General features: G+C 63.9%; 19 protein-coding genes. 7 read left to right on the forward strand and 12 right to left on the reverse strand.

What is annotated here, in order from left to right:
- The first annotated feature begins 223 nt into the window (after window positions 1-223).
- Together LZ012_RS00420 and rpoH are read left to right on the forward strand one after the other, a co-directional pair.
- A complete protein-coding gene (locus tag LZ012_RS00420; protein ID WP_275709581.1) occupies window positions 224-637 on the forward strand; it encodes a response regulator in 414 nt (137 codons plus the stop codon).
- A gap of 137 nt (window positions 638-774) precedes the next feature.
- Window positions 775-1,635 (forward strand): RNA polymerase sigma factor RpoH, encoded by an 861-nt coding sequence (gene rpoH / locus LZ012_RS00425; protein WP_275706394.1) that lies wholly within the window; start codon window positions 775-777, stop codon window positions 1,633-1,635.
- A gap of 58 nt (window positions 1,636-1,693) precedes the next feature.
- On the opposite strand, the gene LZ012_RS00430 is transcribed toward rpoH, so the two are convergent.
- From LZ012_RS00430 to LZ012_RS00485, 12 genes are all read right to left on the reverse strand, one after another.
- Window positions 1,694-2,185 (reverse strand): nitrate reductase cytochrome c-type subunit, encoded by a 492-nt coding sequence (locus LZ012_RS00430; protein WP_275706396.1) that lies wholly within the window; start codon window positions 2,183-2,185, stop codon window positions 1,694-1,696.
- Between the two features lie 30 nt (window positions 2,186-2,215).
- Window positions 2,216-3,121, reverse strand: coding sequence for a quinol dehydrogenase ferredoxin subunit NapH (napH, locus tag LZ012_RS00435; protein WP_275706398.1), 906 nt, complete (start codon window positions 3,119-3,121; stop codon window positions 2,216-2,218).
- Window positions 3,118-3,990, reverse strand: a complete 873-nt coding sequence (gene napG / locus LZ012_RS00440) for a ferredoxin-type protein NapG (protein ID WP_275706400.1) — start codon at window positions 3,988-3,990, stop codon at window positions 3,118-3,120. Before napG ends, napH begins: the two co-directional genes overlap by 4 nt.
- Before the next feature lie 87 nt (window positions 3,991-4,077).
- A complete protein-coding gene (gene napA / locus LZ012_RS00445) occupies window positions 4,078-6,627 on the reverse strand; it encodes a nitrate reductase catalytic subunit NapA (RefSeq protein WP_420839454.1) in 2,550 nt (849 codons plus the stop codon).
- Window position 6,628: 1 nt separating this feature from the next.
- On the reverse strand, window positions 6,629-6,901 hold the full coding sequence (locus LZ012_RS00450) for a chaperone NapD (protein WP_275706402.1): 273 nt from the start codon (window positions 6,899-6,901) through the stop codon (window positions 6,629-6,631).
- Window positions 6,902-7,020: 119 nt separating this feature from the next.
- A complete protein-coding gene (locus tag LZ012_RS00455) occupies window positions 7,021-7,782 on the reverse strand; it encodes a TatD family hydrolase (protein ID WP_275706404.1) in 762 nt (253 codons plus the stop codon).
- Window positions 7,776-9,029: a D-amino acid dehydrogenase gene (locus LZ012_RS00460; protein ID WP_275706406.1), complete on the reverse strand. Its 1,254-nt coding sequence runs from the start codon at window positions 9,027-9,029 to the stop codon at window positions 7,776-7,778. The genes LZ012_RS00455 and LZ012_RS00460 overlap by 7 nt, the downstream gene beginning before the upstream one ends.
- Window positions 9,026-11,179, reverse strand: a complete 2,154-nt coding sequence (locus LZ012_RS00465) for a RelA/SpoT family protein (protein ID WP_275706408.1) — start codon at window positions 11,177-11,179, stop codon at window positions 9,026-9,028. Before LZ012_RS00465 ends, LZ012_RS00460 begins: the two co-directional genes overlap by 4 nt.
- A 19-nt stretch (window positions 11,180-11,198) precedes the next feature.
- Window positions 11,199-11,405: a DNA-directed RNA polymerase subunit omega gene (gene rpoZ, locus LZ012_RS00470; protein WP_226448783.1), complete on the reverse strand. Its 207-nt coding sequence runs from the start codon at window positions 11,403-11,405 to the stop codon at window positions 11,199-11,201.
- A 15-nt stretch (window positions 11,406-11,420) separates the two neighbouring features.
- Window positions 11,421-12,029 carry a guanylate kinase gene (gene gmk, locus LZ012_RS00475; protein ID WP_275706410.1) on the reverse strand — a complete coding sequence of 203 codons (609 nt, stop codon included), beginning with the start codon at window positions 12,027-12,029 and terminating at the stop codon, window positions 11,421-11,423.
- Window positions 12,030-12,069: 40 nt separating this feature from the next.
- Entirely contained in the window at window positions 12,070-14,643 is a 2,574-nt protein-coding gene (locus tag LZ012_RS00480; protein WP_275706412.1) for a response regulator, read from the reverse strand.
- A 10-nt stretch (window positions 14,644-14,653) separates the two neighbouring features.
- Window positions 14,654-15,520 (reverse strand): YicC/YloC family endoribonuclease, encoded by an 867-nt coding sequence (locus tag LZ012_RS00485; protein ID WP_275706414.1) that lies wholly within the window; start codon window positions 15,518-15,520, stop codon window positions 14,654-14,656.
- Window positions 15,521-15,597: 77 nt separating this feature from the next.
- On the opposite strand from LZ012_RS00485, the gene LZ012_RS00490 reads away from it, so the two are divergent.
- The 5 genes from LZ012_RS00490 to hemW are packed head-to-tail and all read left to right on the forward strand — an operon-like array spanning window position 15,598 to window position 20,022.
- Window positions 15,598-16,545 carry a serine/threonine protein kinase gene (locus tag LZ012_RS00490; protein ID WP_275706416.1) on the forward strand — a complete coding sequence of 316 codons (948 nt, stop codon included), beginning with the start codon at window positions 15,598-15,600 and terminating at the stop codon, window positions 16,543-16,545.
- The gene (locus LZ012_RS00495; RefSeq protein WP_275706418.1) at window positions 16,542-17,459 is read left to right on the forward strand and encodes a PP2C family protein-serine/threonine phosphatase; all 918 of its coding nucleotides are present in this window, start codon (window positions 16,542-16,544) and stop codon (window positions 17,457-17,459) included. The genes LZ012_RS00490 and LZ012_RS00495 overlap by 4 nt, the downstream gene beginning before the upstream one ends.
- Window positions 17,460-17,467: 8 nt before the next feature.
- Window positions 17,468-18,184, forward strand: a complete 717-nt coding sequence (gene rph / locus LZ012_RS00500; protein WP_275706420.1) for a ribonuclease PH — start codon at window positions 17,468-17,470, stop codon at window positions 18,182-18,184.
- Window positions 18,181-18,768: an RdgB/HAM1 family non-canonical purine NTP pyrophosphatase gene (gene rdgB / locus LZ012_RS00505; protein WP_275706423.1), complete on the forward strand. Its 588-nt coding sequence runs from the start codon at window positions 18,181-18,183 to the stop codon at window positions 18,766-18,768. Before rph ends, rdgB begins: the two co-directional genes overlap by 4 nt.
- A 54-nt stretch (window positions 18,769-18,822) precedes the next feature.
- Complete coding sequence (gene hemW / locus LZ012_RS00510; protein ID WP_275706425.1) at window positions 18,823-20,022, forward strand: radical SAM family heme chaperone HemW; 1,200 nt, start codon at window positions 18,823-18,825, stop codon at window positions 20,020-20,022.

A 20,022-nucleotide genomic window follows, 5' to 3' on the forward strand; every position in this document is an offset into this window, starting at 1 on the left:
ATATCGATTGCCCGAAGCCAAGGCCCCGGATCGGTTTTATTGTGGCGTATGGTAGCAAGCAAGTTTGGCGCAGGCGCAAGGAAAAACCCGGCGCTAGGTCAAAGGTGGTATTTTTGTTAGTCGACTGGCGTATTAATCTAACGTCATCCTGCAATACTGGGGTCGGCGCGCTGCGCCTCAACATTGACATACCGCGATCAAGGAAACAGCTGTGCCGAATGCAGTGCGTAGAGACGAGAATGGAAGGCGGCGGCGGCTTCTGGTCGTAGACGATCAGGAGGAGATGCGCGGCACGCTGTCTCGCATGCTCTGGCTGGAGGGTTTCGAGGTCATTCTTGCCGCGACGGGTAGTCGGGCGCTGGAACTGCTCGGCACGGCCTTCTTCGATCTAGTCCTGCTCGACGTCCATATGCCGGACGTCGATGGCTTTACGGTGCTCAGCAAAATACGCGAGCGCCCCGAATCCTTCACGCTGCCGGTCATCATGCTCACAGGGGCGGACGATAGGGACAGCGTTTTGCGCAGCAAGCAGCTGGGAATCAGCGACTACCTGGTGAAGCCTTACCGGGTGACCGACCTGCTGTCCCGGATTGATCGATGCCTGGATAACGCGCCGAAACTGCTGAGCTGCGCGTAAGGCCGAGCCGCCAGCAGCCGGTTTCGCTCCGTCGGATAGGCCAGAACAACAGATAAGCCAGAAACTTTTTCACCTCTTAGCACTCCTAGGCTGCGAGTGCTAAAATATTGGTGAACCTTGAAGGAGGATTGAACGCTATGTCTCATGCCCTGGCTCTTCCCATCCCCTCGACCGTCGGCAACATCGACGCCTACATTCAAGTGGCGAATCGATATCCGATGTTGTCCGAAGCGGAAGAAATCCGGCTGGCCGAGCGTTTCCACAACGATGGCGATGTGGAGGCGGCGCGTCAGCTCGTGTTGTCGCACCTGCGCCTCGTCATATCCATTGCCCGCGGCTATCTCGGCTATGGCCTGCCGCACGCCGACCTGATCCAGGAAGGCAATATCGGCCTGATGAAGGCGGTCAAGCGCTACGACCCGGCACGCGGCGTTCGCCTGGTGTCCTTCGCCATGCACTGGATCAAGGCCGAGATTCACGAATACATCCTGAAGAACTGGCGCCTGGTCAAGGTCGCCACCACCAAGGCGCAGCGCAAGCTGTTCTTCAACCTGCGAAGCCTGAAGAACGACTACGAAGGCGTCGATACCCTGTCCGGTACGCAAGCCGCCGAAGTGGCCGTCCGCCTGGGCGTCAAGCGCGAAGAAGTCGTCGAGATGGAAACCCGCCTGTCCGGCCGCGATCTGGCCCTGGAAGGCAACCCGGACGATGGCGACGAAGCCTTCGCGCCGATCGACTACCTGGCCGACTCGCGTTACGAGCCGACCCGGGTTCTCGAAAACAAGGCGCTGGCCTACCAGCAGAATGAAGGCCTGCAGGCCGCACTGGAAGGTCTGGACCCGCGCAGCCGCCGCATCGTCGAAGCCCGCTGGCTGAGCGAAGGCGAAGCCGCCACTCTGCATGAACTGGCGGCGGAATTCGACGTATCGGCCGAACGCATCCGGCAGATCGAGGCCAAGGCGCTGCAGAAGATGCGCGGCGCACTGACCGCCGCCTGAAGCGACAGGCTATCAACACAAAAGGGAGCCTAGGCTCCCTTTTTTATTGCCCACACTTTCAGTTCTTTTTCTTGGCCGCCTTCACCTTGCCTTCGGCCAGGTTGCCCTTGAAGTCGTTATCGACCAGCGGCGGCGCATCGACCTGCGGCACGTGGCACTGCACGCAGTTGTGGCGCAGGGCCGAGGCTTCTGGCAGCACCTTGCCTTCACGATCGCGGAAATGGCTGTCGCCTATTTTCGGCGCCTTCTTCTTCTGGTAATTGGCCGCGCTGTGACAGGTCAGGCACTGGTTTTCCTCGAGCGTGATTTCGTCGAAATTCTCGACGGCATGCGGAATGACTGGCGGTTGTTCCTTGAAGGTCCGCGCCACCTTTTCCTGCCCGCCCGGCTTGCCGCCCAGGTACTTCTTGGCCTCGGGGGCCTGGTCGACGGCCGCGACATCGGCCCCGCGCATCGGCTTGGGCGCCTCCTGCGCCAAGGCCGGTGACGCAAACGCCCAGCAGGCGACGGATGCCAGAACGGCGCAGGACAGCTTCACGGTGTGTTTCATGATGGGCGCTCCTCCTCTAAGACTCGATCATCACTTGGCCTCGCGCTGCACCATGACGGCGGCAGTCGAAACCGGGTTATTGCTGCGCAGCCCGAAGGTGAAGACATCCTTCGAACAGACATCGATACAACGTCCGCAATTGGTGCAGTTGGGCGCCAGGATCACCGGGCCGACGCCCTTGCCCTCGCCCTTGAGGGCCGGGCGGATGACCTGCGGCTCCGGGCAGACTTCGAAGCAGTCCATGCAGTCGTTGCAGGCGCTGCGCTTGCTGGCCGAAATCCGTACCGGGCTCCATTTGCCGAGCAGGCCGTAGAAGGCACCGACCGGGCACAGCCGGCCGCACCAGCCGCGCGTCATGACGAACAGGTCGAACAGGAATATGGCGAGGACGATCATCCAGGCGCTGCCGATCCCAAAGATCAGCCCGCGATGCAGCATCGATACCGGATTGACCAGTTCCCACAACACGACGCCGGTCACCGCCGAACCGACCAGGGTCATGCCCAGTATCCAGTAGCGCGTCTTCGCCGACAGGCTGCCCGCCCCCTTGATACCCAGCCGGTCGCGCAACCAGCCGGCGGCATCGGTCACCATGTTCACCGGGCACACCCAGCTGCAATAGACGCGGCCGCCGACCAGGAAATAGAAGGCCAGCACGATGCCGACGCCGATCAGCCCGAGCTTTTCCTGGACATGGCCGGCCAGTAGCGACTGCAGGACGACATAGGGGTCGGTCAGCGGCAGCACGCCCAGCGTGTAGCTGTAGTTCAGGTTGCCCTTGACGATCCAGATGCCGGCCAGCGGCCCGAGCAGGAACAAAGTCAGAATGGTGAGCTGCGAAATGCGGCGCAGGAGCAGCCATTTGTGGGCGCCCAGCCAGCCTTTTGCTACGACTGCCTCGGCGCCGATGCGCTTGTTGTGGGCAACCGGACTCATGGCTTGCCCCCCAGTCCGGGCGGCAGGCTGGGGATGGCCCCCGCTTCGCTGCCCGACATGCCGCGCAGGGCTTCGGTATGGCCGGAGGCCGGATCGTAGTGCCCGGGCAATTGGGCGCCTTCGGGCAGGCGGTCCGGCAGGTCGATCATCTTCGATTCGTCGATCAGCGAATGGCCGACCTTCTTCTGTTCGTCCCAGCCGACGCGGTAATGCTTGCCGAGCTGGCCCTTGGCCAGCTTGGGCGGCAGGACACGGATCGCCGCCTCTTCCAGCACGCAGGATTTCTCGCACTTGCCACAGCCGGTGCAATGATCCGAATGCACCGTCGGCAGGAACATGGCGTGCCGTCCGGTACGCGTGTTGGGCTGCATGTCGAGCGTGATCGCCTTGTCGATCACCGGGCAGACGCGATAGCACACGTCGCAGCGCAGACCGAGGAAATTGAGGCAGGTTTCGTGGTCGATGAGCACCGCAACGCCCATCTTCGCCTTGTTGATGTCGTTCAGCCCGTGGTCCAGCGCCTTGGTCGGGCAGGCCTTGACGCAGGGAATGTCCTCGCACATCTCGCAGGGGATGTTGCGGGCGGTGAAATACGGTGTGCCGGTCGCGACCGGGGCTTCCGGCTTGGCCAGTTCCAGCGTGTTGTACGGGCAGTCGCGCACGCACAGGCCGCAGCGGATGCAGGCACCGAGAAAATCGTTTTCGGGCAGGGCGCCCGGCGGGCGCAGGGCGAGCGCCGGCAAGGCCTTGCTCTGCTTGGCATAAAGGCCCAGCCCCAGTCCGAGCATGCCGACTCCGCACACCATCTTGGCGGAGTCGAACAGGAACTGGCGGCGCGCCGCATTACTTTTTGGGGGTCTTGCTGTCATCTCTCATCTACTCTGCAGTTCAGCCAGCGCCGGATGGGCCCCTTTTCCCATCCGGTACCGGCACTCCCTGATTGCCTGGTTGTTCCTTTACGCCTTCACCACCTTGCAGGCGCACTTCTTGTAGTCGGTCTCTTTCGAGATCGGACAGGTCGCATCCAGCGTCAGCTTGTTGACCAGACGGTGTTCGTCGAAGAAGGGGGCGAAGACCAGCCCGACCGGCGGCTTGTTGCGCCCCTTGGTTTCGACGCGCAACTGGATCTCGCCGCGCCGGGTGGCCAATTTGACCACGTCGTTGCGGGCCAGGCCACGTTTCTTGGCATCTTCCGGATGCATGTAGACCACCGCGTCCGGCATCGCCTTGTACAGCTCCGGCACACGGCGGGTCATTGAGCCGGTATGCCAGTGTTCCAGCACGCGGCCGGTGCATAGCCACAGGTCGTATTCGGCATCCGGCATTTCCGCCGCCGGCTGGTAAGGCAGGCCGTAAATGATGGCCTTGCCGTCCGGATAGCCGTAGAAGCGCATGCCTTCGCCTTTCGGCACGTAACTGTCGTAGCCCTCGCGGAAGCGCCACAGCGTTTCCTTGCCGTCGACCACCGGCCAGCGCAGGCCACGCGCCTTGTGATAGACGTCGAACAGCGCCAGGTCGTGCGCCTTGCCGCGACCGAAGCTGGCATATTCCTCGAACAGCCCCTTCTGCACGTAGAAGCCGAAGGCCTGCGATTCGTCGTTCATGTAGCCCTTGATGCCGTGTGCGTTGACCTTGGCGACCTCATCGAGCCCGAACTTGTTGACCTGGCCGTTGGCGTACAGCACGTCGTACAGGGTCTTGCCCTTGTATTCCGGATTCTTGTCGAGCAGTTCGGCCGGCCACACTTCCTCGATCTTGAAGCGTTTGGAGAATTCCATGTACTGCCACAGGTCGGACTTGCCTTCGCCCGGCGCCTTGACCTGCTGCCGCCACATCTGGCCGCGGCGCTCGGCATTGCCGTACATGCCCTCCTTTTCCATCCACATGGCGCAGGGCAGGATCAGGTCGGCCGACATCGCCGACACGGTCGGGTACACATCGGAAACGACCACGAAGGCCTTGGGATTGCGCCAGCCCGGGTAGATTTCCTCATTGACGTTCGGCCCGGCCTGCATGTTGTTGGTGGTCGACGTCCAGTAGAAACCGAGCTTGCCGTCCTTCAGGGCGCGGCTCTGGGCCACGGCGTGCAGGCCGATCCAGTCGGGAATGGTGCCGGCCGGCAGCTTCCACAGCTTTTCCGACAGTTCGCGGTGCTTGGGATTCATCACCACCATGTCGGCCGGCAGGCGATGGGCGAAAGTGCCGACCTCGCGCGCCGTGCCGCAGGCCGACGGCTGGCCGGTCAGCGAGAACGGCCCGTTGCCCGGCTCGGAAATCTTGCCGACCAACAGGTGCACGTTGTAGATCATGTTGTTCACCCAGGTGCCGCGGGTGTGCTGATTGAAGCCCATGGTCCAGTAGGAGACCACCTTGGTCTTCGGATCGGCGTAGGCCTTGGCCAGCGCCTCCAGGTTCTCCTTGGGCACGCCGGAAATCTCGTGCGCCTTGTCCAGCGTGTATTCGGAAACGAAGGCGGCGAACTCGTCGAAAGTCATCGGCGTCGAGTTGTTCGGGTTGCCCTTCGGCTTGCCGTCCTCGCCCGGGTAGCCGTTGTTCATCGCCACCTTTTCCAGCGGATGATTCGGGCGCAGGCCGTAGCCGATGTCGGTGACGCCCTTGGCGAACTTGACGTGCTTGGCGACGAAATCCTTGTTCACCGCCCCAGTCGTGATGATGTGGTTGCAGATGTAATTGAGGATGGCCAGATCGGACTGCGGCTTGAAGATCAGCGCGTTGTCGGCCAGTTCGCAGGAGCGGTGATTGAAGGTGGACAGCACATGGACTTTGACGTGCTTAGCGCCCAGGCGGCGGTCGGTGATGCGCGACCAGAGGATGGGGTGCATCTCGGCCATGTTCGAGCCCCACAGCGCGAAGACGTCAGCGTGTTCGGCATCGTCATAGCAGCCCATCGGCTCGTCGATACCGAAGGTGCGCATGAAGCCGGCCACTGCGGAAGCCATGCAATGGCGGGCGTTGGGGTCGATGTTGTTGGTGCGGAAACCGGCCTTCATCAGCTTGGCGGCGGCATAGCCTTCCCACACCGTCCACTGCCCCGAGCCGAACATGGCGATATTGCGCGGGCCGCCTTCCTTCAGGGCCGCCTTGCACTTCTCTTCCATGATGTCGAAAGCCTGTTTCCACGAGATCGGCTTGAAGTCGCCGTTCTTGTCGAACTTGCCATCCTTCATGCGCAGCATCGGCGAGGTCAGGCGGTCCTTGCCGTACATGATCTTGGACAGGAAATAACCCTTGATGCAGTTCAGGCCGCGATTGACCGGCGCTTCCGGGTCGCCTTGCGTCGCGACGACGCGGCCGTCCTTGACGCCAACCAGCACGCCGCAACCGGTGCCGCAATAACGGCAGACGCCCTTGTCCCAGCGCACGCCGTCGTTAACCGGCTGCTGGGCCGCGGCCAGACCGGGAACGGTCATACCCGCCGTCGCGGCGGCTGCAGCCACCGCATTGCTCTTGATGAAATCACGCCGGGTCAGTTTCACTTGCATCATCTCAGGCCTCCTCGTCTGGATCGGATTCGTACTGGTGAAACACCAGCGAGGCCGAGAGCACCCCCGGCAACTGGCGTATCGCCTCAAAGGTACTGACCGTGGCGCCTTCCGAATCGCTTTCGATGGACACGATCATGCGTCCGTCGTCGGCTACGACATGCACCTCCACCCCCGCCAGTTGCCGCAGTTGTGCGGCAACCTGCTCCGCCGTGGCGGGCAAGGCACCCAGGATGACGCTGGAGATATTCACCCCCGTCGAGACTTGCATGTCCATGCTACGCCCAGTCAGTTTGATGTCAGCTCGCGCAGCCTACGCCCATCAGGAACTGCTTCTTTAGCGCAGATCAAAACCGGGAAATAACCCTGTAGCTTTTAATGAAATGTTGACGATGATCAAATCAGAGGCAAAACGCGGCGGGCGTTGCGCGATGTCGCCAGGCCGATTTCATCGCGGCTCAGGCCGCGCAAATCGGCCAGTACATCGGCAACGGCAGCCAGTTCGACCGGGGAATTGCGCCCGCCGTTCAGCCAGGCCGGCGGAATGTCCGGCGCATCGGTCTCGAGCACGATAGCCTCCAGCGGCAGCTCGGCGGCCAGCTTGCGGATGCGGGTCGAGCCGCTGAAGGTCAGCGTCCCGCCAAAGCCCAGCGCGAAGCCGAGCTTGATGAATTCGTCGGCCTGCTGGCGGCTGCCGTTGAAGGCGTGGGCTATGCCGCCGCGCAACTTGAAGCGGCGCAGCTGCTTGAGGATGGGATCGACTGCCCGCCGCACATGCAGCAGTACCGGCAAATCGAAATCGCGGGCCAGCTTCAGCTGTTCGACGAAGAAGAATTCCTGGCGCTGCGGATCGACATCGGCGACGTAGTGATCGAGCCCGATCTCGCCGACGGCGACCGGCGATTCGCGCTCCAGCCACTGGCGCACGATGGCGAGGTCGCTTTCCGCCGCCTGCACGACATAGAGCGGATGGATGCCGTAGGCGGCCGAGCAGCCGGCATAACGCGCCACCGTGTCGCGCGTCCCGGCGAAAGCGTTCACCGCCACGGCCGGCACGACGATTTTTTCCACTCCCGCAGCCACCGCCCCTGAATGCACCTCGTCGCGATCAGCATCAAACTCGGCCGCGTCGAGGTGGCAGTGGGTGTCGATCAGCATTTCAGGAAGGGGAAATCCGGATCGGGCAGCGAACCGCTCATCATGTCGGCGAGTGCCGCGCCGGAACCGCAGGCCATGGTCCAGCCCAGCGTGCCGTGGCCGGTATTGAGCCACAGGTTGCTGAAGCAGGAACGGCCAACCAGCGGCACATTGGACGGCGTGGCCGGGCGCAGGCCGCACCAGAAGGCCGGCTCACCGACGGTTTGCAGACGCGGAAAGAGCTGCCGGGTGCGGTCGAGCAGGGCCTGGCAGCGCACCGGATTGAGGTCGAGGTTGTAGCCGTTGAATTCCGCCGTGCCGGCCACCCGCAAGCGGTTGCCGAGGCGCGAGAAGACCAGCTTGCGTTCGTCGTCGGTCAGGCTGACGCTTGGCGCATGGCTGTCGTCAGCCAGCGTCAGCGTCGCCGAATAACCCTTGGCCGGATAGACCGGCACCCGAACACCGATCGGCCGCAGCATCAGCGGCGAATAGCTGCCCAGCGCCACGACGTAGGCGTCGGCGGTCAGCAGTTCCGGCGCCTTGCCGTTATGGACCACCACTCCGGCGACCTTGCCGCCACTGGTGGCGATGCGCTCGATGGTCGTCTCCCGGCGAAAAACGACGCCAGCGACTTCGGCATGGCCGGCGAGGGCGCGGGTGAACTTGTGGGCGTCGCCCGACTCGTCGGAGCGGGTGTAATCGCCACCGACCAGCAGATGGCGGGCGTCGGCGAGGGCCGGCTCGAGCTGCAGGCAGCGGTCGACATCGACCGTATCGCGATCGAGGCCGAACTGGCGCATCAGGCGGGCCGCCTCGGAGGCGCGGACGAAGTCCTTGCGGTCGGTGTAGACGTGCAGGATGCCGCGTTCGAGCTGGTCGTACTCCAACCCCAGTTCGGCCCGCAGGTGGCGCAGGCAGCGCCGGCTGTACAAGGCCATGGCGACGATGGCGGCAATGTTGCGCCGCGTCCGGCCGGGCAGGCATTCGACCAGGAAGCGCAGGCCCCACGCCAGTTGGGCCGGATCGGCCCGCCAGCGCCAGAGCAGCGGCGCATCCTCGCGGCCCAGCCATTTGAGGAGCTGGGGCAGGACGTGCGGATTGGCCCACGGTTCGGCGTGCGAGACGGAGATCTGGCCGCCGTTGGCAAAGCTGGTTTCATTGCCGGCCACCGGCTGACGGTCGACCACCGTAACCTGGTGCCCGGCTTGGGACAGATACCACGCACTCGTTGTGCCGACGACGCCGGCGCCCAGCACGAGGATTCTCAAACCTCGCCTCCCCTTTCGCGGGTGATCCGGGTCACTTCCGGGATATGGCGCATGCCGCGCATGACCGAGGCGAGGTGATTGCGATGGGCGACCTGGATGGTGAAGCGCAGCGTGGTGAACAGGCGCTCGGGATCGGCATCCATAGCCACGTGCTCGATATTCGAGCCGGCTTCGGCGATGGCCGAAGCGACCTGGGCCAGCACGCCGCGCGCATTCTTGACCTCGACGTTGATCCGGATGTCGAACAGCTTGCCTTCTTCCGGCTCCCATTCGACGTCGATCCACTTCTGTGGCTCGGTCGAGCGCGACTTGCGGATGGTCGGACAGTCGTGGGTATGGATGACCAGACCACTACCCTTCTTGATCGAGCCGATGATCGGATCACCCGGGATCGGCTGGCAGCAGCGCGCAAGCTGAATGGCCATGCCTTCGGTGCCGTGGATGGCCAGGGTCATGCTGCTCGGCGAATCGGACGACATGTCCTCGCGGGCCAGCAGGCGGCGGGCGACCACCGAGGGCAGGCGCTTGCCTAGGCCGATTTCGCTGTAGACGTCTTCCATCGTTTTCTGGCCGCCGGACTTGACCAGGGCATCCCAGGCTTCGGTCGGGATCGAGATCGGGACCACGCCCAGCGACAGCAGTTCCTGGCGCAACAGGCGCTCGCCGAGGCGGGCCGATTCCTCGTTCTGCATGGTGCGCAGGAAATGGCGGATCTTGCTGCGCGCCCGGCCGGTCTTCACATAGGTCAGCCAGATCGGATTGGGGCTGGTCTGCGGCGAGGTGATGATTTCGACCAGATCGCCATTGCGCAATTCGGTGCGCAGCGGCGCCAGTTCGTGATTGATGCGCGCCGCCGAGCAGTGGTGGCCAACATCGGTGTGCACCGCATAGGCGAAATCGACCACCGTCGCGCCGCGCGGCATGGCCAGGATCTTGCCCTTGGGCGTGAAGACATAGACCTCGTCCGGGAAGAGGTCGATCTTGACGTTCTCGAAGAACTCCGACGAATCGCTGGTCTGCATTTCGAGCAGCGACTGCAGCCACTTGTGCGTCTTGATCTGCAGGTCGGCGCTCGACTCGTCCATGTCCTTGTACAGCCAGTGGGCGGCGACGCCTTCCTGGGCTACGTGGTGCATTTCGCGGGTGCGGATCTGGACCTCGACCGGCGTGCCGTACGGGCCGATCAGCGTGGTGTGCAGCGACTGGTAGCCGTTGGCCTTGGGAATCGCCACGTAATCCTTGAACTTGCCGGGCACCGGCTTGAACAGGCTATGCAGGGCGCCGAGCGCCAGGTAGCAGGTCGGCACGTTTTCGACGACGACGCGGAAGCCGTAGATGTCGAGCACCTGCGAGAAGGACAGATGCTTGTCCTTCATCTTGCGGAAAATCGAATACAGGCTCTTCTCGCGGCCGAAGACGTCGGCGCGCAGGCCGGCGTGCTCGAGCTTGTCGCGGATGCCGTCGAGGATGCGGGTGAGCAGTTCCTTGCGGTTGCCGCGCGCGGCATTGAGCGCCTTGGCCAGCACCTCGGCGCGGTGCGGGTGGATCAGCTCGAAGGACAGGTCCTGCAGCTCGCGGTAGAGCTTGTTCAAGCCCAGGCGCAAGGCGATCGGCGCGTAGATTTCCAGCGTTTCGCGGGCGATGCGGGCGCGCTTGTCGGCGCGCATGGCCGACATGGTCTGCAGGTTGTGCTGACGGTCGGCCAGCTTGATGAGCACGACGCGCAGGTCGCGCGCCATGGCCATCAGCATTTTGCGGAAATTTTCGGCCTGCGCCTCCTGGTAGGAAGCGAATTCCATCTTGTCGAGCTTGGACAGGCCATCGACCAGCTCGGCGACTTCCTTGCCGAATTTCTCGGCCAGTTCGTGCTTGGAGGTACCGGTATCCTCCAGCACATCGTGCATCAGTGCGGCGCAGACCGCATCGCCATCCATCCGCCACTCGACCACGGCGCCGGCAACAGCCAGCGGATGGGTGATGTAGGGCTCGCCGGACATGCGCTTCTGGTGCGCATGCGCCTTGGCCGCGAAAGCATACGCGGCTTTGATCCGCTCTACATCGGAGGGAGGGAGATAGTCGAGACTATCGAGGAAGACCCGGTAAGCGGGCTCCACACCACAAGACGGCAGCGGTGACGGCGCAGAATCCATCAGTCCACCGCCCCGGAGGTCAGGCTTGGCCGCGGTTTAGCACTTCCAGACCGACTTTGCCTGCACCCATTTCCTTCAGCGCGACGACGGTCGGCTTGTGCTTTTCGGCATCGACCAGCGGGGTGGCGCCATTGGCCAGCTGGCGGGCGCGATGGGCGGCGGCCAGGGTCATCTGGAAACGGTTCGGAATTCTTTTCAGGCAGTCATCAACGGTAACGCGGGCCATGCTAAACCTCTAATTTCAAATCAATCTCTCGAACAGGGCAGCGTGGCGGACACGCTGGACCCCGAAGCTCAGGCGGGAAGCGCGTACCACGGCACGCAGGTCGTCCAGTGCCTGAGCCAACTGGTCGTTAATAATAACATAGTCGAATTCCCCGACATGGCGCATCTCGGCGTGTGCCGCCGCCAGGCGGCGGGCGATGACGTCGGCGCTGTCGGTACCGCGCCCGGTCAGGCGGCGGGTCAGTTCTTCCATCGACGGCGGCAGGATGAAAATCCCGATCGCCTGCGGGAACAGCTTGCGCACCTGCTGTGCGCCCTGCCAGTCGATTTCGAGCAGCACGTCGTGGCCGTCCGCCAGCTGGTCGGCAATCCACTTTTTCGACGTGCCGTAGAAATTGCCATGCACCTCCGCCCATTCGAGGAATTCCTGGCGGGCGATCATGGCCTGGAATTCGACCGTATCGACGAAGTGGTATTCGCGTCCGTTCTGTTCGCCCGGACGCGGCCCGCGGGTCGTGAAGGAAATCGACAGATGCACGCTGCTTTCCTGCTCCAGCAGCATGCGGACCAGCGTGGTTTTGCCCCCCCCGGACGGAGCGGCGACGATAAAAAGGTTTCCGGCCATTATTGTTTCCCGAGCAAGCAGGCGCCTGGCGCCAAAGCGTTCATTGTAGCGGGCGCGGCAGCCAGCGCAGAAGGCTCGCGCGCAGCCTTTCCGGGTCGACCGGTTTGGCCAGATGATCGTTCATGCCGGCGGCCAGGCAACGCTCGCGATCCTCGGCGAATACATTGGCGGTCAGGGCGACGATGGGCGTATCGGCATAGCGGGGCAGGCTGCGGATGCAGCGGGCGGTCTCGAAGCCGTCCATGCCGGGCATCTGCAGGTCCATCAGGATTAGGTCGTAGGCGCTTTGCTGCACGCGTAGCAGGGCCGCTTCGCCGCTTTCCGCCACATCGACAGGCACCCCGGCGATGTCGCCGATCAATTCGATCGCTACCTCCCGGTTCAGCGGCTCATCCTCGACGAGCAGGATGCGGGTGTCTCCCGCCCACGTTGCGGGCTGCTCGGTAGCCGGCACCACGGGCGGCTCGGCGGCAGCCCCTGCGCTAGCCGGTTTGCCGAAACGCGCCGTCAGCCAGAAGGTGCTACCTGCGCCCGGCGTGCTGTCCACGCCGGCTTCCCCGCCCATCAGTTCGGCCAGGCGCTGCGTGATGACCAGGCCGAGGCCGGTGCCACCGTATTTGCGGGTCGTCGAATTGTCCGCCTGTTCGAACGGGCGGAACAGCCGCGGCAAGACATCGTCGGCAATGCCTACCCCGCTGTCCTGGACTTCGAAACGGGCGAGCAGACTATGTTCGTCCTCGTCGACCACTGCGGCACGCAGCACGATGGTGCCCGACTCGGTGAATTTGACCGCATTGCTGACATAGTTGAGCAGGGCCTGGCTGAGCCGGGTGCGGTCGCCGACCAGCACCGGCGGCAAGCCGCCGACCGAGGTACGGAAATTCAGCCCCTTGGCCATCGCGCGGTCGATATTGAGGCCGACCAGGCGCTCGACGACATCGACGACGCGGAAGGGGCGCGCTTCGAGTACCAGTTTGCCCGATTCGATCTTGGAGACGTCAAGCACATCGTTGATGATGGCCAGCAGATGCTCGGCGGAGCCCATGATCTTGTCCAGCCGGTCGCCCTGCCGCGGCGTCACGCCGTCGCGCTTGAGCAGATGGGTCAGTCCGACGATGGCGTTCATCGGCGTCCTGATCTCGTGGCTCATATTGGCCAGGAAGGCGCTCTTGGCGCGGTTGGCCGATTCGGCGGCATCCTTGGCCTGCTCAAGTTGCGCCGTGCGCTCACGGACCAGGACTTCGAGATGCTGGCGATAGTTTTCCAGTTCCTGCGCATTGCGCTTCGAGGCGTCGATATCGGCGATCAAGCCGACCAGCCCGACGAACTTCCCTTTTTCGTCGAGCAGGCGACGCCCGCACAGAAAACCCCAGAACATCGAGCCGTCGCGCCGGACATATTCGCGCTCCAGCCGGACAAAGGCGATCTCGCTGGCCATCAGCTTCGCCATCTTTTCGCGACCGGCGGCGCGCTCGTCCGGATGCACCAGCGCCACGTACTCGTCGCCGATCAGTTCGTCCATCGGGATGCCCCACATTGCCGACATGCGCTCATTGGCCAGCACGATACGCCCGTCGGGGCCGACCAGAAAAATGGCGCCATCCGAGGTGTCGAAAATGGTACGCAACACCCGCTCGCGTTCGCCGAGCCGGCTGGCGTAACGGTGCATCATGAACAGGGCGCCGCCGCTCAGCGCAATGAACAGAGCCAGCATGGCCAAGATGCTGCGCCGCTGGCGCTCCCAGGACTCAAGATAATGGCGTTCGGGAACGCCGACATTGATGTAGAAGCGATAGTCGGGATTGAAGCGGTAGGTGTGCAGACGATGAACGTTGTCGATGCTGGTGTCGCCGGAAACGTAGGTACCATTCTCGGCTCTGCCCGTCAGGGCCTGTTTAAAATCCCTGGATATCTTGGTCGAACCGCGTTCGACTGCCGGGTCCGGCGGCACCCGGGCGAGCAAGGCGAGATCTGCATCGCGCAAGGCGATCGAGCCGGCCTCCCCGATCCGCAAGGTGGCGAACCATTGCTCGAAATAGTCGAGATCGATGCCGGCATAGGCAATGCCGGAAAACTCGCCGCCGACATCGGGCAGTCGGCGCGCGATGACGATCAGCCACTTGCCGGTAACCCGGCCGAGCAGCGGCTTGGAAATCACCCGGCTCAGGGTCGGATCATCGCGCAGCCGCTTGAAATAATCGCGGTCGTCGACCATCAGGCCGGCCCCGGCGCCGCCGCCGAAACCGGCAATCGACGCTCCCCGGGCATCGGTGATGCGCAGGACACGCAGCGGCTGCAGACGCTCGCGCTGGCGGGTCAGGAAATCCTCCATCGCCGTCGGCGAACCCGCCCCCTGGACCATACGGTCGACATAGAGATCGATGGCGTCGCGCAGCAGCAGATCGACCTTTTCGAACGACGCCGCCACGTCGCGCTCGACCAGCAAGGCGAGATTTTCGGTGGCCTGCAGCGTTTGACCGCGCTGCTGTTCGAGACTGGCTGTCAGCAGGTAGGAGGCCAGTGCGACGGCCAGCAGGATGACCGCCAGCCAGCCCAGGATGAAGCGTTGCGCCAGCGCGGTGGGGGACAGGGACGAAGCGGTGCTGGCTTGCATGCCGCCCGGGCTACTCCAGGTTCTGGATCTGCTCGCGCATCTGTTCGATGAGCAGCTTGAGGTCCATCGAAGCTTGCGACACCTCGGTGACCGCCGACTTGGAACCCAAGGTATTGGCTTCGCGATTCAGTTCCTGCATTAGGAAATCCAGGCGTTTGCCGCAGGCCCCACCGTGCTTCAGCACGCGCTCGACCTCGTCGAGGTGCGTGCTCAGGCGGCTGAGTTCTTCCGCCACGTCGATGCGCGTTGCGAAGACCGCCACTTCCTGCAGGATGCGGTCGTCGCTGGCGTTGCCCAGCGCTTCGACCAGGCGCTGACGCAGCTTGTCGGTGAACAGGGCCTGCGCTTCTGGAATGCGCGGCGCCACCCGGCGCACGATGTCGCGCATAGCGTTGACGCGATCGACGATCATCACCGCCAGCTTGTCGCCCTCGCGGCCACGGCTGGCCGTGAAGTCGTCGAGCGCCTCGCGAGCCAGGGCCATGACTTCCGGGGAGAGCGCGGCGAAATCGATGCCCTGGTCGCCGAACATGCCGGGCCAGCGCAGGGTTTCGTTGACGCTGAGCGGCGCGGCGTCGGGCAACCGGGCACGCACCTGGGCGCTCAGCGCCTGCAAGGAGGCCAGCAGGTCGCCGTTGAGCTGCAACTGCTCGGCGCGCGCCGCGGCCGCATTGAAGGACACGCGGCATTCGACCTTGCCGCGCGACAGGCGGGTGGAAAGCAATTCGCGCAGCGGCATTTCCAGTGCGCGCAAATCTTCCGTCACGCGGAAATGAAAATCGAGATAGCGGGAATTGACGCTTTTTAGCTCTATTTGCAGTGATCCGCGATCTAAATCACGTGTTTTCACTGCATAACCGGTCATACTGCAAATCATAGTCAGGGTGTCTCCAGCTTTACAGGCCGGACAACACGCCCGAAAATGCCTGAAATTGCATCATAACCGCGAGCTCCATGGCGCAACAAGCCAATCAGCCGTTGCCGAACGGCCACCAACTCGAGGAGTACACGATAGACCGCCAGCTTTCGCTCGGCGGTTTTTCCATCGTTTACCTCGCCACGAATGCCGAGGGGCGGCAAGTTGCCATCAAGGAATATTTGCCGAACAGTCTGGCGTTGCGCAGCCGCGGCGAAATCAACCCGGTCATCACCTCGGAACACCTCGGCGCCTTCCGCTACGGCATGAAATGTTTTTTCGAGGAAGGCCGCGCCCTGGCCCGTCTGTCGCATCCGAACGTGATCCGCGTGCTGAACTTCTTTCGCGCCAACGACACGGTGTACATGGTGATGGAGTACGAGCACGGTCGCACGCTGCAGGAGTTCATCCAGAAGCACCAGGGACACATTTCTGAGCGCTTCATGCGCGGCGTATTCACCCGCATGCTCAACGGCCTGCGCGAAGTGCACTCCAACAAGCTGCTGCATCTCGACCTCAAGCCGTCAAACATCTACCTGCGCGGCGACAACACGCCGGTGCTGATCGACTTCGGCGCCGCCCGCCAGACGCTGATCGCCGACCAGCCCATCCTCAAGCCGATGTACACGCCCGGCTTCGCGTCACCCGAACACTATGGCACGCGCAAGGATCTCGGCCCGTGGAGCGACATCTACAGCGTCGGCGCCTCGATGTACGCCTGCCTGGCCGGGGTGGCCCCACAGGCCGCCGACGCTCGGATGAAGAAGGACACCCTGGCCCCCGCCATGCTGCGCTGGGATGGCCAGTATTCCGACCGCCTGCTCGAGATCATCGACTGGTGCCTGAATCTCAACCATCTCTACCGCCCGCAAAGTGTTTTCGCCCTGCAGAAGGCGCTGGTCGAAACCATTACCCCGCCGCGCCCGAAGACCAATCCGAACTGGCTGGGCCGCTTCGTCGACAAATTCAGGAATCCGCCGCGATGAGATTCACCATCTATCAGGAAAGCCGCATCGGCGGCCGCGCCAACAACGAAGACCGGACGACCTACTGCTACTCGCGCGACGCGCTGCTGATGGTGGTTGCCGACGGCATGGGCGGCCATCACTACGGCGAGATCGCGGCGCAGATCGCCGTCCAGACGCTGGCCGACTCCTTCCAGCGCGAAGCCCGGCCGCTGCTCGCCGATCCCTTCCGCTTCCTGCAGAAGGGCATGACCAACGCTCATCACGCCATCCTCGACTACACCGCCCGCCACAACCTGCGCGACACGCCGCGCACGACCTGCGTCGCCTGTGTCATTCAGGACAACATCGCCTACTGGGCCCACGCCGGCGATTCGCGGCTGTACCTGATGCGTGAAGGCAAGGTCATCGCCCAGACCAAGGACCACTCGCGCATCCGCCTGCTGGTCGAGGAAGGAATGATCACCGAAGCGCAGGCCGTCTTCCACCCGGACCGCAACAAGATCTACAGCTGCCTGGGCAGCCCGACGCCGCCGGAAATCGAGTTCTCGCGCAAGACGCCACTCGACCACGGCGACATCCTGCTGCTGTGCACGGACGGCCTGTGGGGCGAAATGCCCGGCGACATGATGGCCGCCGCCACCAAGGGCGCCAACCTGCTGCAGGTCGTGCCGATGATACTCAACCAGGCCGAGACCAAGGGCGGCCAGCATGGCGACAACCTGTCGGTGGTCGCCGTACGCTGGGAAGACACCTACGTCGAGGAGGCGAGCAGCGCCATTTCGACGCAGACCATGACCCAGGACGAAGTGACCACCCGGCTCGAGGAATTCGGCCGCAACCCGGCCTACAAGAGCGAGCTGAGCGAAAACGAGATCGAAGACGCGATCGAGGAAATCCGCGCCGCCATCGAAAAATACAACCCGAAGAAATAAGGAAAGCCATGCGCCCCAGCCAACGCCAGCCGGACCAGCTCCGCACCGTCCGCGTCACCCGCAATTTCACCCGCCACGCCGAAGGCTCGGTGCTCATCGAGATGGGCGACACCCGGGTGCTTTGCACCGCCTCGGTCGAGGAAAGCCTGCCCCCCTTCCTGCGCGGCAAGGGCCAGGGCTGGGTCACGGCCGAATACGGCATGCTGCCCCGCTCGACGCACACACGCAGCGCCCGCGAAGCGGCCAAGGGCAAGCAGACCGGCCGCACGCAGGAAATCCAGCGCCTGATCGGCCGCAGCCTGCGCGCCGTGACTGACCTGAAGGCCCTCGGCGAACGCCAGATCACCCTCGACTGCGACGTCCTGCAGGCCGACGGCGGCACCCGCTGCGCATCGATCACCGGTGCCTGGGTCGCCCTCTACGAAGCCTGCGACAAGCTGGTCAAGGCCGGCAAGCTGCCGGCCAATCCGGTCAAGGACCACGTCGCCGCCGTGTCGGTCGGCATCTTCGCCGGCAGCCCGGTACTCGACCTCGACTACCCGGAAGACTCCGACTGCGACACCGACATGAACGTGGTGATGACCGGCCGCGGCGGCATCGTCGAAGTGCAGGGCACGGCCGAAGGCGAGCCCTTCACCCGCGAACAGATGAACGTGCTGATGGACCTGGCGAGCAACGGCATCCGTCAGCTGGTCGCCGCCCAGGAAAGCGCGCTGGCCTCATGAAAAAGCTCGTCCTCGCCTCGAACAACGCCAAGAAGATGAAGGAGCTGAATGCGCTGCTGGCGCCGCTCGGCTTCGAGGTCATCCCGCAGGGCGAACTGGGCATTCCGGAAGCCGAGGAGCCGCACTGTACCTTCGTCGAAAACGCCCTGGCCAAGGCCCGCCACGCAGCCCAGCACAGCGGCCTGCCGGCGCTGGCCGACGACTCCGGGCTGTGCGTCAGCGCTCTGCATGGCGCCCCTGGCGTGCTATCGGCCCGCTACGCCGGCGAACCGAAATCAGATGCCCGCAACAACGAGAAACTGCTCGGCCATCTTGTCGGCCAGGCAGATCGGCGCGCCCACTTCGTCAGCGTGCTGGTGCTGGTCCGTTCGGCCGACGATCCGCAGCCGATCATCGCCGAGGGTGAATGGCACGGCGAAATCCTGCCGGCGCAAAAAGGCGAGGGCGGCTTCGGCTACGACCCACTGTTCTTCGTGCCGGAATTCGGCCTGACCGCGGCTGAACTGCCCGCCGAAACCAAGAACCAGGTGTCGCACCGTGGCCGGGCGATGCAGAAATTGATCGAACGTCTGCCGACGCTGTAGGTCCACTGCTCCCCTTATTCCCGCGCCAGCGGGAACCCACCAGTTCCTCCGTTCATGGCCCGCACCATCCCCATCTTCGCCGCCGGCAAGGCACCGTCCGCTACGGCGCCCCTCGAATTCCGCGTCTCGCCGCCGCTCGCCCTCTACGTCCATGTGCCGTGGTGCGTGCAGAAATGTCCCTATTGCGATTTCAATTCGCATGAAGCGGGCGAGACCATTCCGGAAAGCGAATACGTCGATGCCCTGATCGCCGACCTGCAGTCGGCCCTACCCTTGATCTGGGGCCGGCCAGTGGTCAGCGTCTTCTTCGGCGGCGGCACGCCCAGCCTGCTGTCGCCGGCCGCCATCGACGAACTGCTCGCCGCCTTCCGCGCCCTGGCCATGCTGGCGCCGGACGCCGAGATCACACTGGAAGCCAACCCGGGCACCGTTGAAGCCGAGAAGTTCGCCGGCTTCCGCGCCGCCGGGATCAATCGCCTGTCGCTCGGCATCCAGAGCTTCAACGACGAACACCTGAAAGCCCTCGGCCGCATCCACGATGCCGCCGAAGCGAAACGCGCGGCGCAACTGGCCGGCGAGCATTTCGCCACCTTCAACCTCGACCTGATGTACGGCCTGCCCGGCCAGACGCAGGCGCAGGCGCTGAGCGATGTCGAAACGGCACTAAGCCTGGTGCCGACCCACCTGTCGTGCTACCAGCTGACCCTGGAGCCGAACACCCGCTTCGCCGCCTTCCCGCCGGAACTGCCGGAAAGCGACCTGTGCGCCGACATGCAGGAAGCCATCGAGGCCCGTCTGGCCGCCGCTGGTTTCGCCAATTACGAAACCTCGGCCTTCGCCCGCGCCGGCTGGCAATGCAAGCACAACCTGAATTACTGGTATTTCGGCGACTACCTCGGCATCGGCGCCGGCGCCCACTCCAAGCTCACCCTGCACGACCGGGTGCTGCGCCAGATGCGCCACAAGCACCCCAAGGCCTATCTCGAGCACATCAAGAATGGCAACGCGGTGCAGGAGCACCACGAGGTCGAGGCCGCCAGCCTGCCCTTCGAATTCATGATGAATGCGCTACGCCTGGCCGACGGCTTCCACCCGTCGCTGTTCGAGGCACGCACCGCCCGTTCGCTGCACACCATCCTGCCCCAGCTCAAGGCGGCCGAGGCTGAAGGGCTGCTCGACGTCGGCCCGGAAAAAATTGCGCCGACCGCCAAGGGCCGGCGCTTCCTGAACGTCCTGCTCGAAAAGTTTCTGTAG

Source organism: Dechloromonas hankyongensis (genome assembly GCF_022012295.1).
Lineage (GTDB): Bacteria > Pseudomonadota > Gammaproteobacteria > Burkholderiales > Rhodocyclaceae > Azonexus > Azonexus hankyongensis.

Excerpts from the sequence above, each read along its gene's own strand:
- LZ012_RS00430 (WP_275706396.1), bottom strand. The coding sequence starts at position 2,185 with ATGAAACACACCGTGAAGCTGTCCTGCGCCGTTCTGGCATCCGTCGCC.
- LZ012_RS00465 (WP_275706408.1), bottom strand. The coding sequence starts at position 11,179 with ATGGATTCTGCGCCGTCACCGCTGCCGTCTTGTGGTGTGGAGCCCGCT.
- rph (WP_275706420.1), top strand. The coding sequence starts at position 17,468 with ATGCGCCCCAGCCAACGCCAGCCGGACCAGCTCCGCACCGTCCGCGTC.
- LZ012_RS00490 (WP_275706416.1), top strand. The coding sequence starts at position 15,598 with ATGGCGCAACAAGCCAATCAGCCGTTGCCGAACGGCCACCAACTCGAG.
- napA (WP_420839454.1), bottom strand. The coding sequence starts at position 6,627 with ATGATGCAAGTGAAACTGACCCGGCGTGATTTCATCAAGAGCAATGCG.
- gmk (WP_275706410.1), bottom strand. The coding sequence starts at position 12,029 with ATGGCCGGAAACCTTTTTATCGTCGCCGCTCCGTCCGGGGGGGGCAAA.
- LZ012_RS00455 (WP_275706404.1), bottom strand. The coding sequence starts at position 7,782 with ATGCTGATCGACACCCACTGCCACCTCGACGCGGCCGAGTTTGATGCT.
- LZ012_RS00480 (WP_275706412.1), bottom strand. The coding sequence starts at position 14,643 with ATGCAAGCCAGCACCGCTTCGTCCCTGTCCCCCACCGCGCTGGCGCAA.
- LZ012_RS00485 (WP_275706414.1), bottom strand. The coding sequence starts at position 15,520 with ATGATTTGCAGTATGACCGGTTATGCAGTGAAAACACGTGATTTAGAT.
- LZ012_RS00495 (WP_275706418.1), top strand. The coding sequence starts at position 16,542 with ATGAGATTCACCATCTATCAGGAAAGCCGCATCGGCGGCCGCGCCAAC.
- napG (WP_275706400.1), bottom strand. The coding sequence starts at position 3,990 with ATGACAGCAAGACCCCCAAAAAGTAATGCGGCGCGCCGCCAGTTCCTG.
- rpoH (WP_275706394.1), top strand. The coding sequence starts at position 775 with ATGTCTCATGCCCTGGCTCTTCCCATCCCCTCGACCGTCGGCAACATC.
- LZ012_RS00450 (WP_275706402.1), bottom strand. The coding sequence starts at position 6,901 with ATGGACATGCAAGTCTCGACGGGGGTGAATATCTCCAGCGTCATCCTG.
- rdgB (WP_275706423.1), top strand. The coding sequence starts at position 18,181 with ATGAAAAAGCTCGTCCTCGCCTCGAACAACGCCAAGAAGATGAAGGAG.
- napH (WP_275706398.1), bottom strand. The coding sequence starts at position 3,121 with ATGAGTCCGGTTGCCCACAACAAGCGCATCGGCGCCGAGGCAGTCGTA.
- hemW (WP_275706425.1), top strand. The coding sequence starts at position 18,823 with ATGGCCCGCACCATCCCCATCTTCGCCGCCGGCAAGGCACCGTCCGCT.
- rpoZ (WP_226448783.1), bottom strand. The coding sequence starts at position 11,405 with ATGGCCCGCGTTACCGTTGATGACTGCCTGAAAAGAATTCCGAACCGT.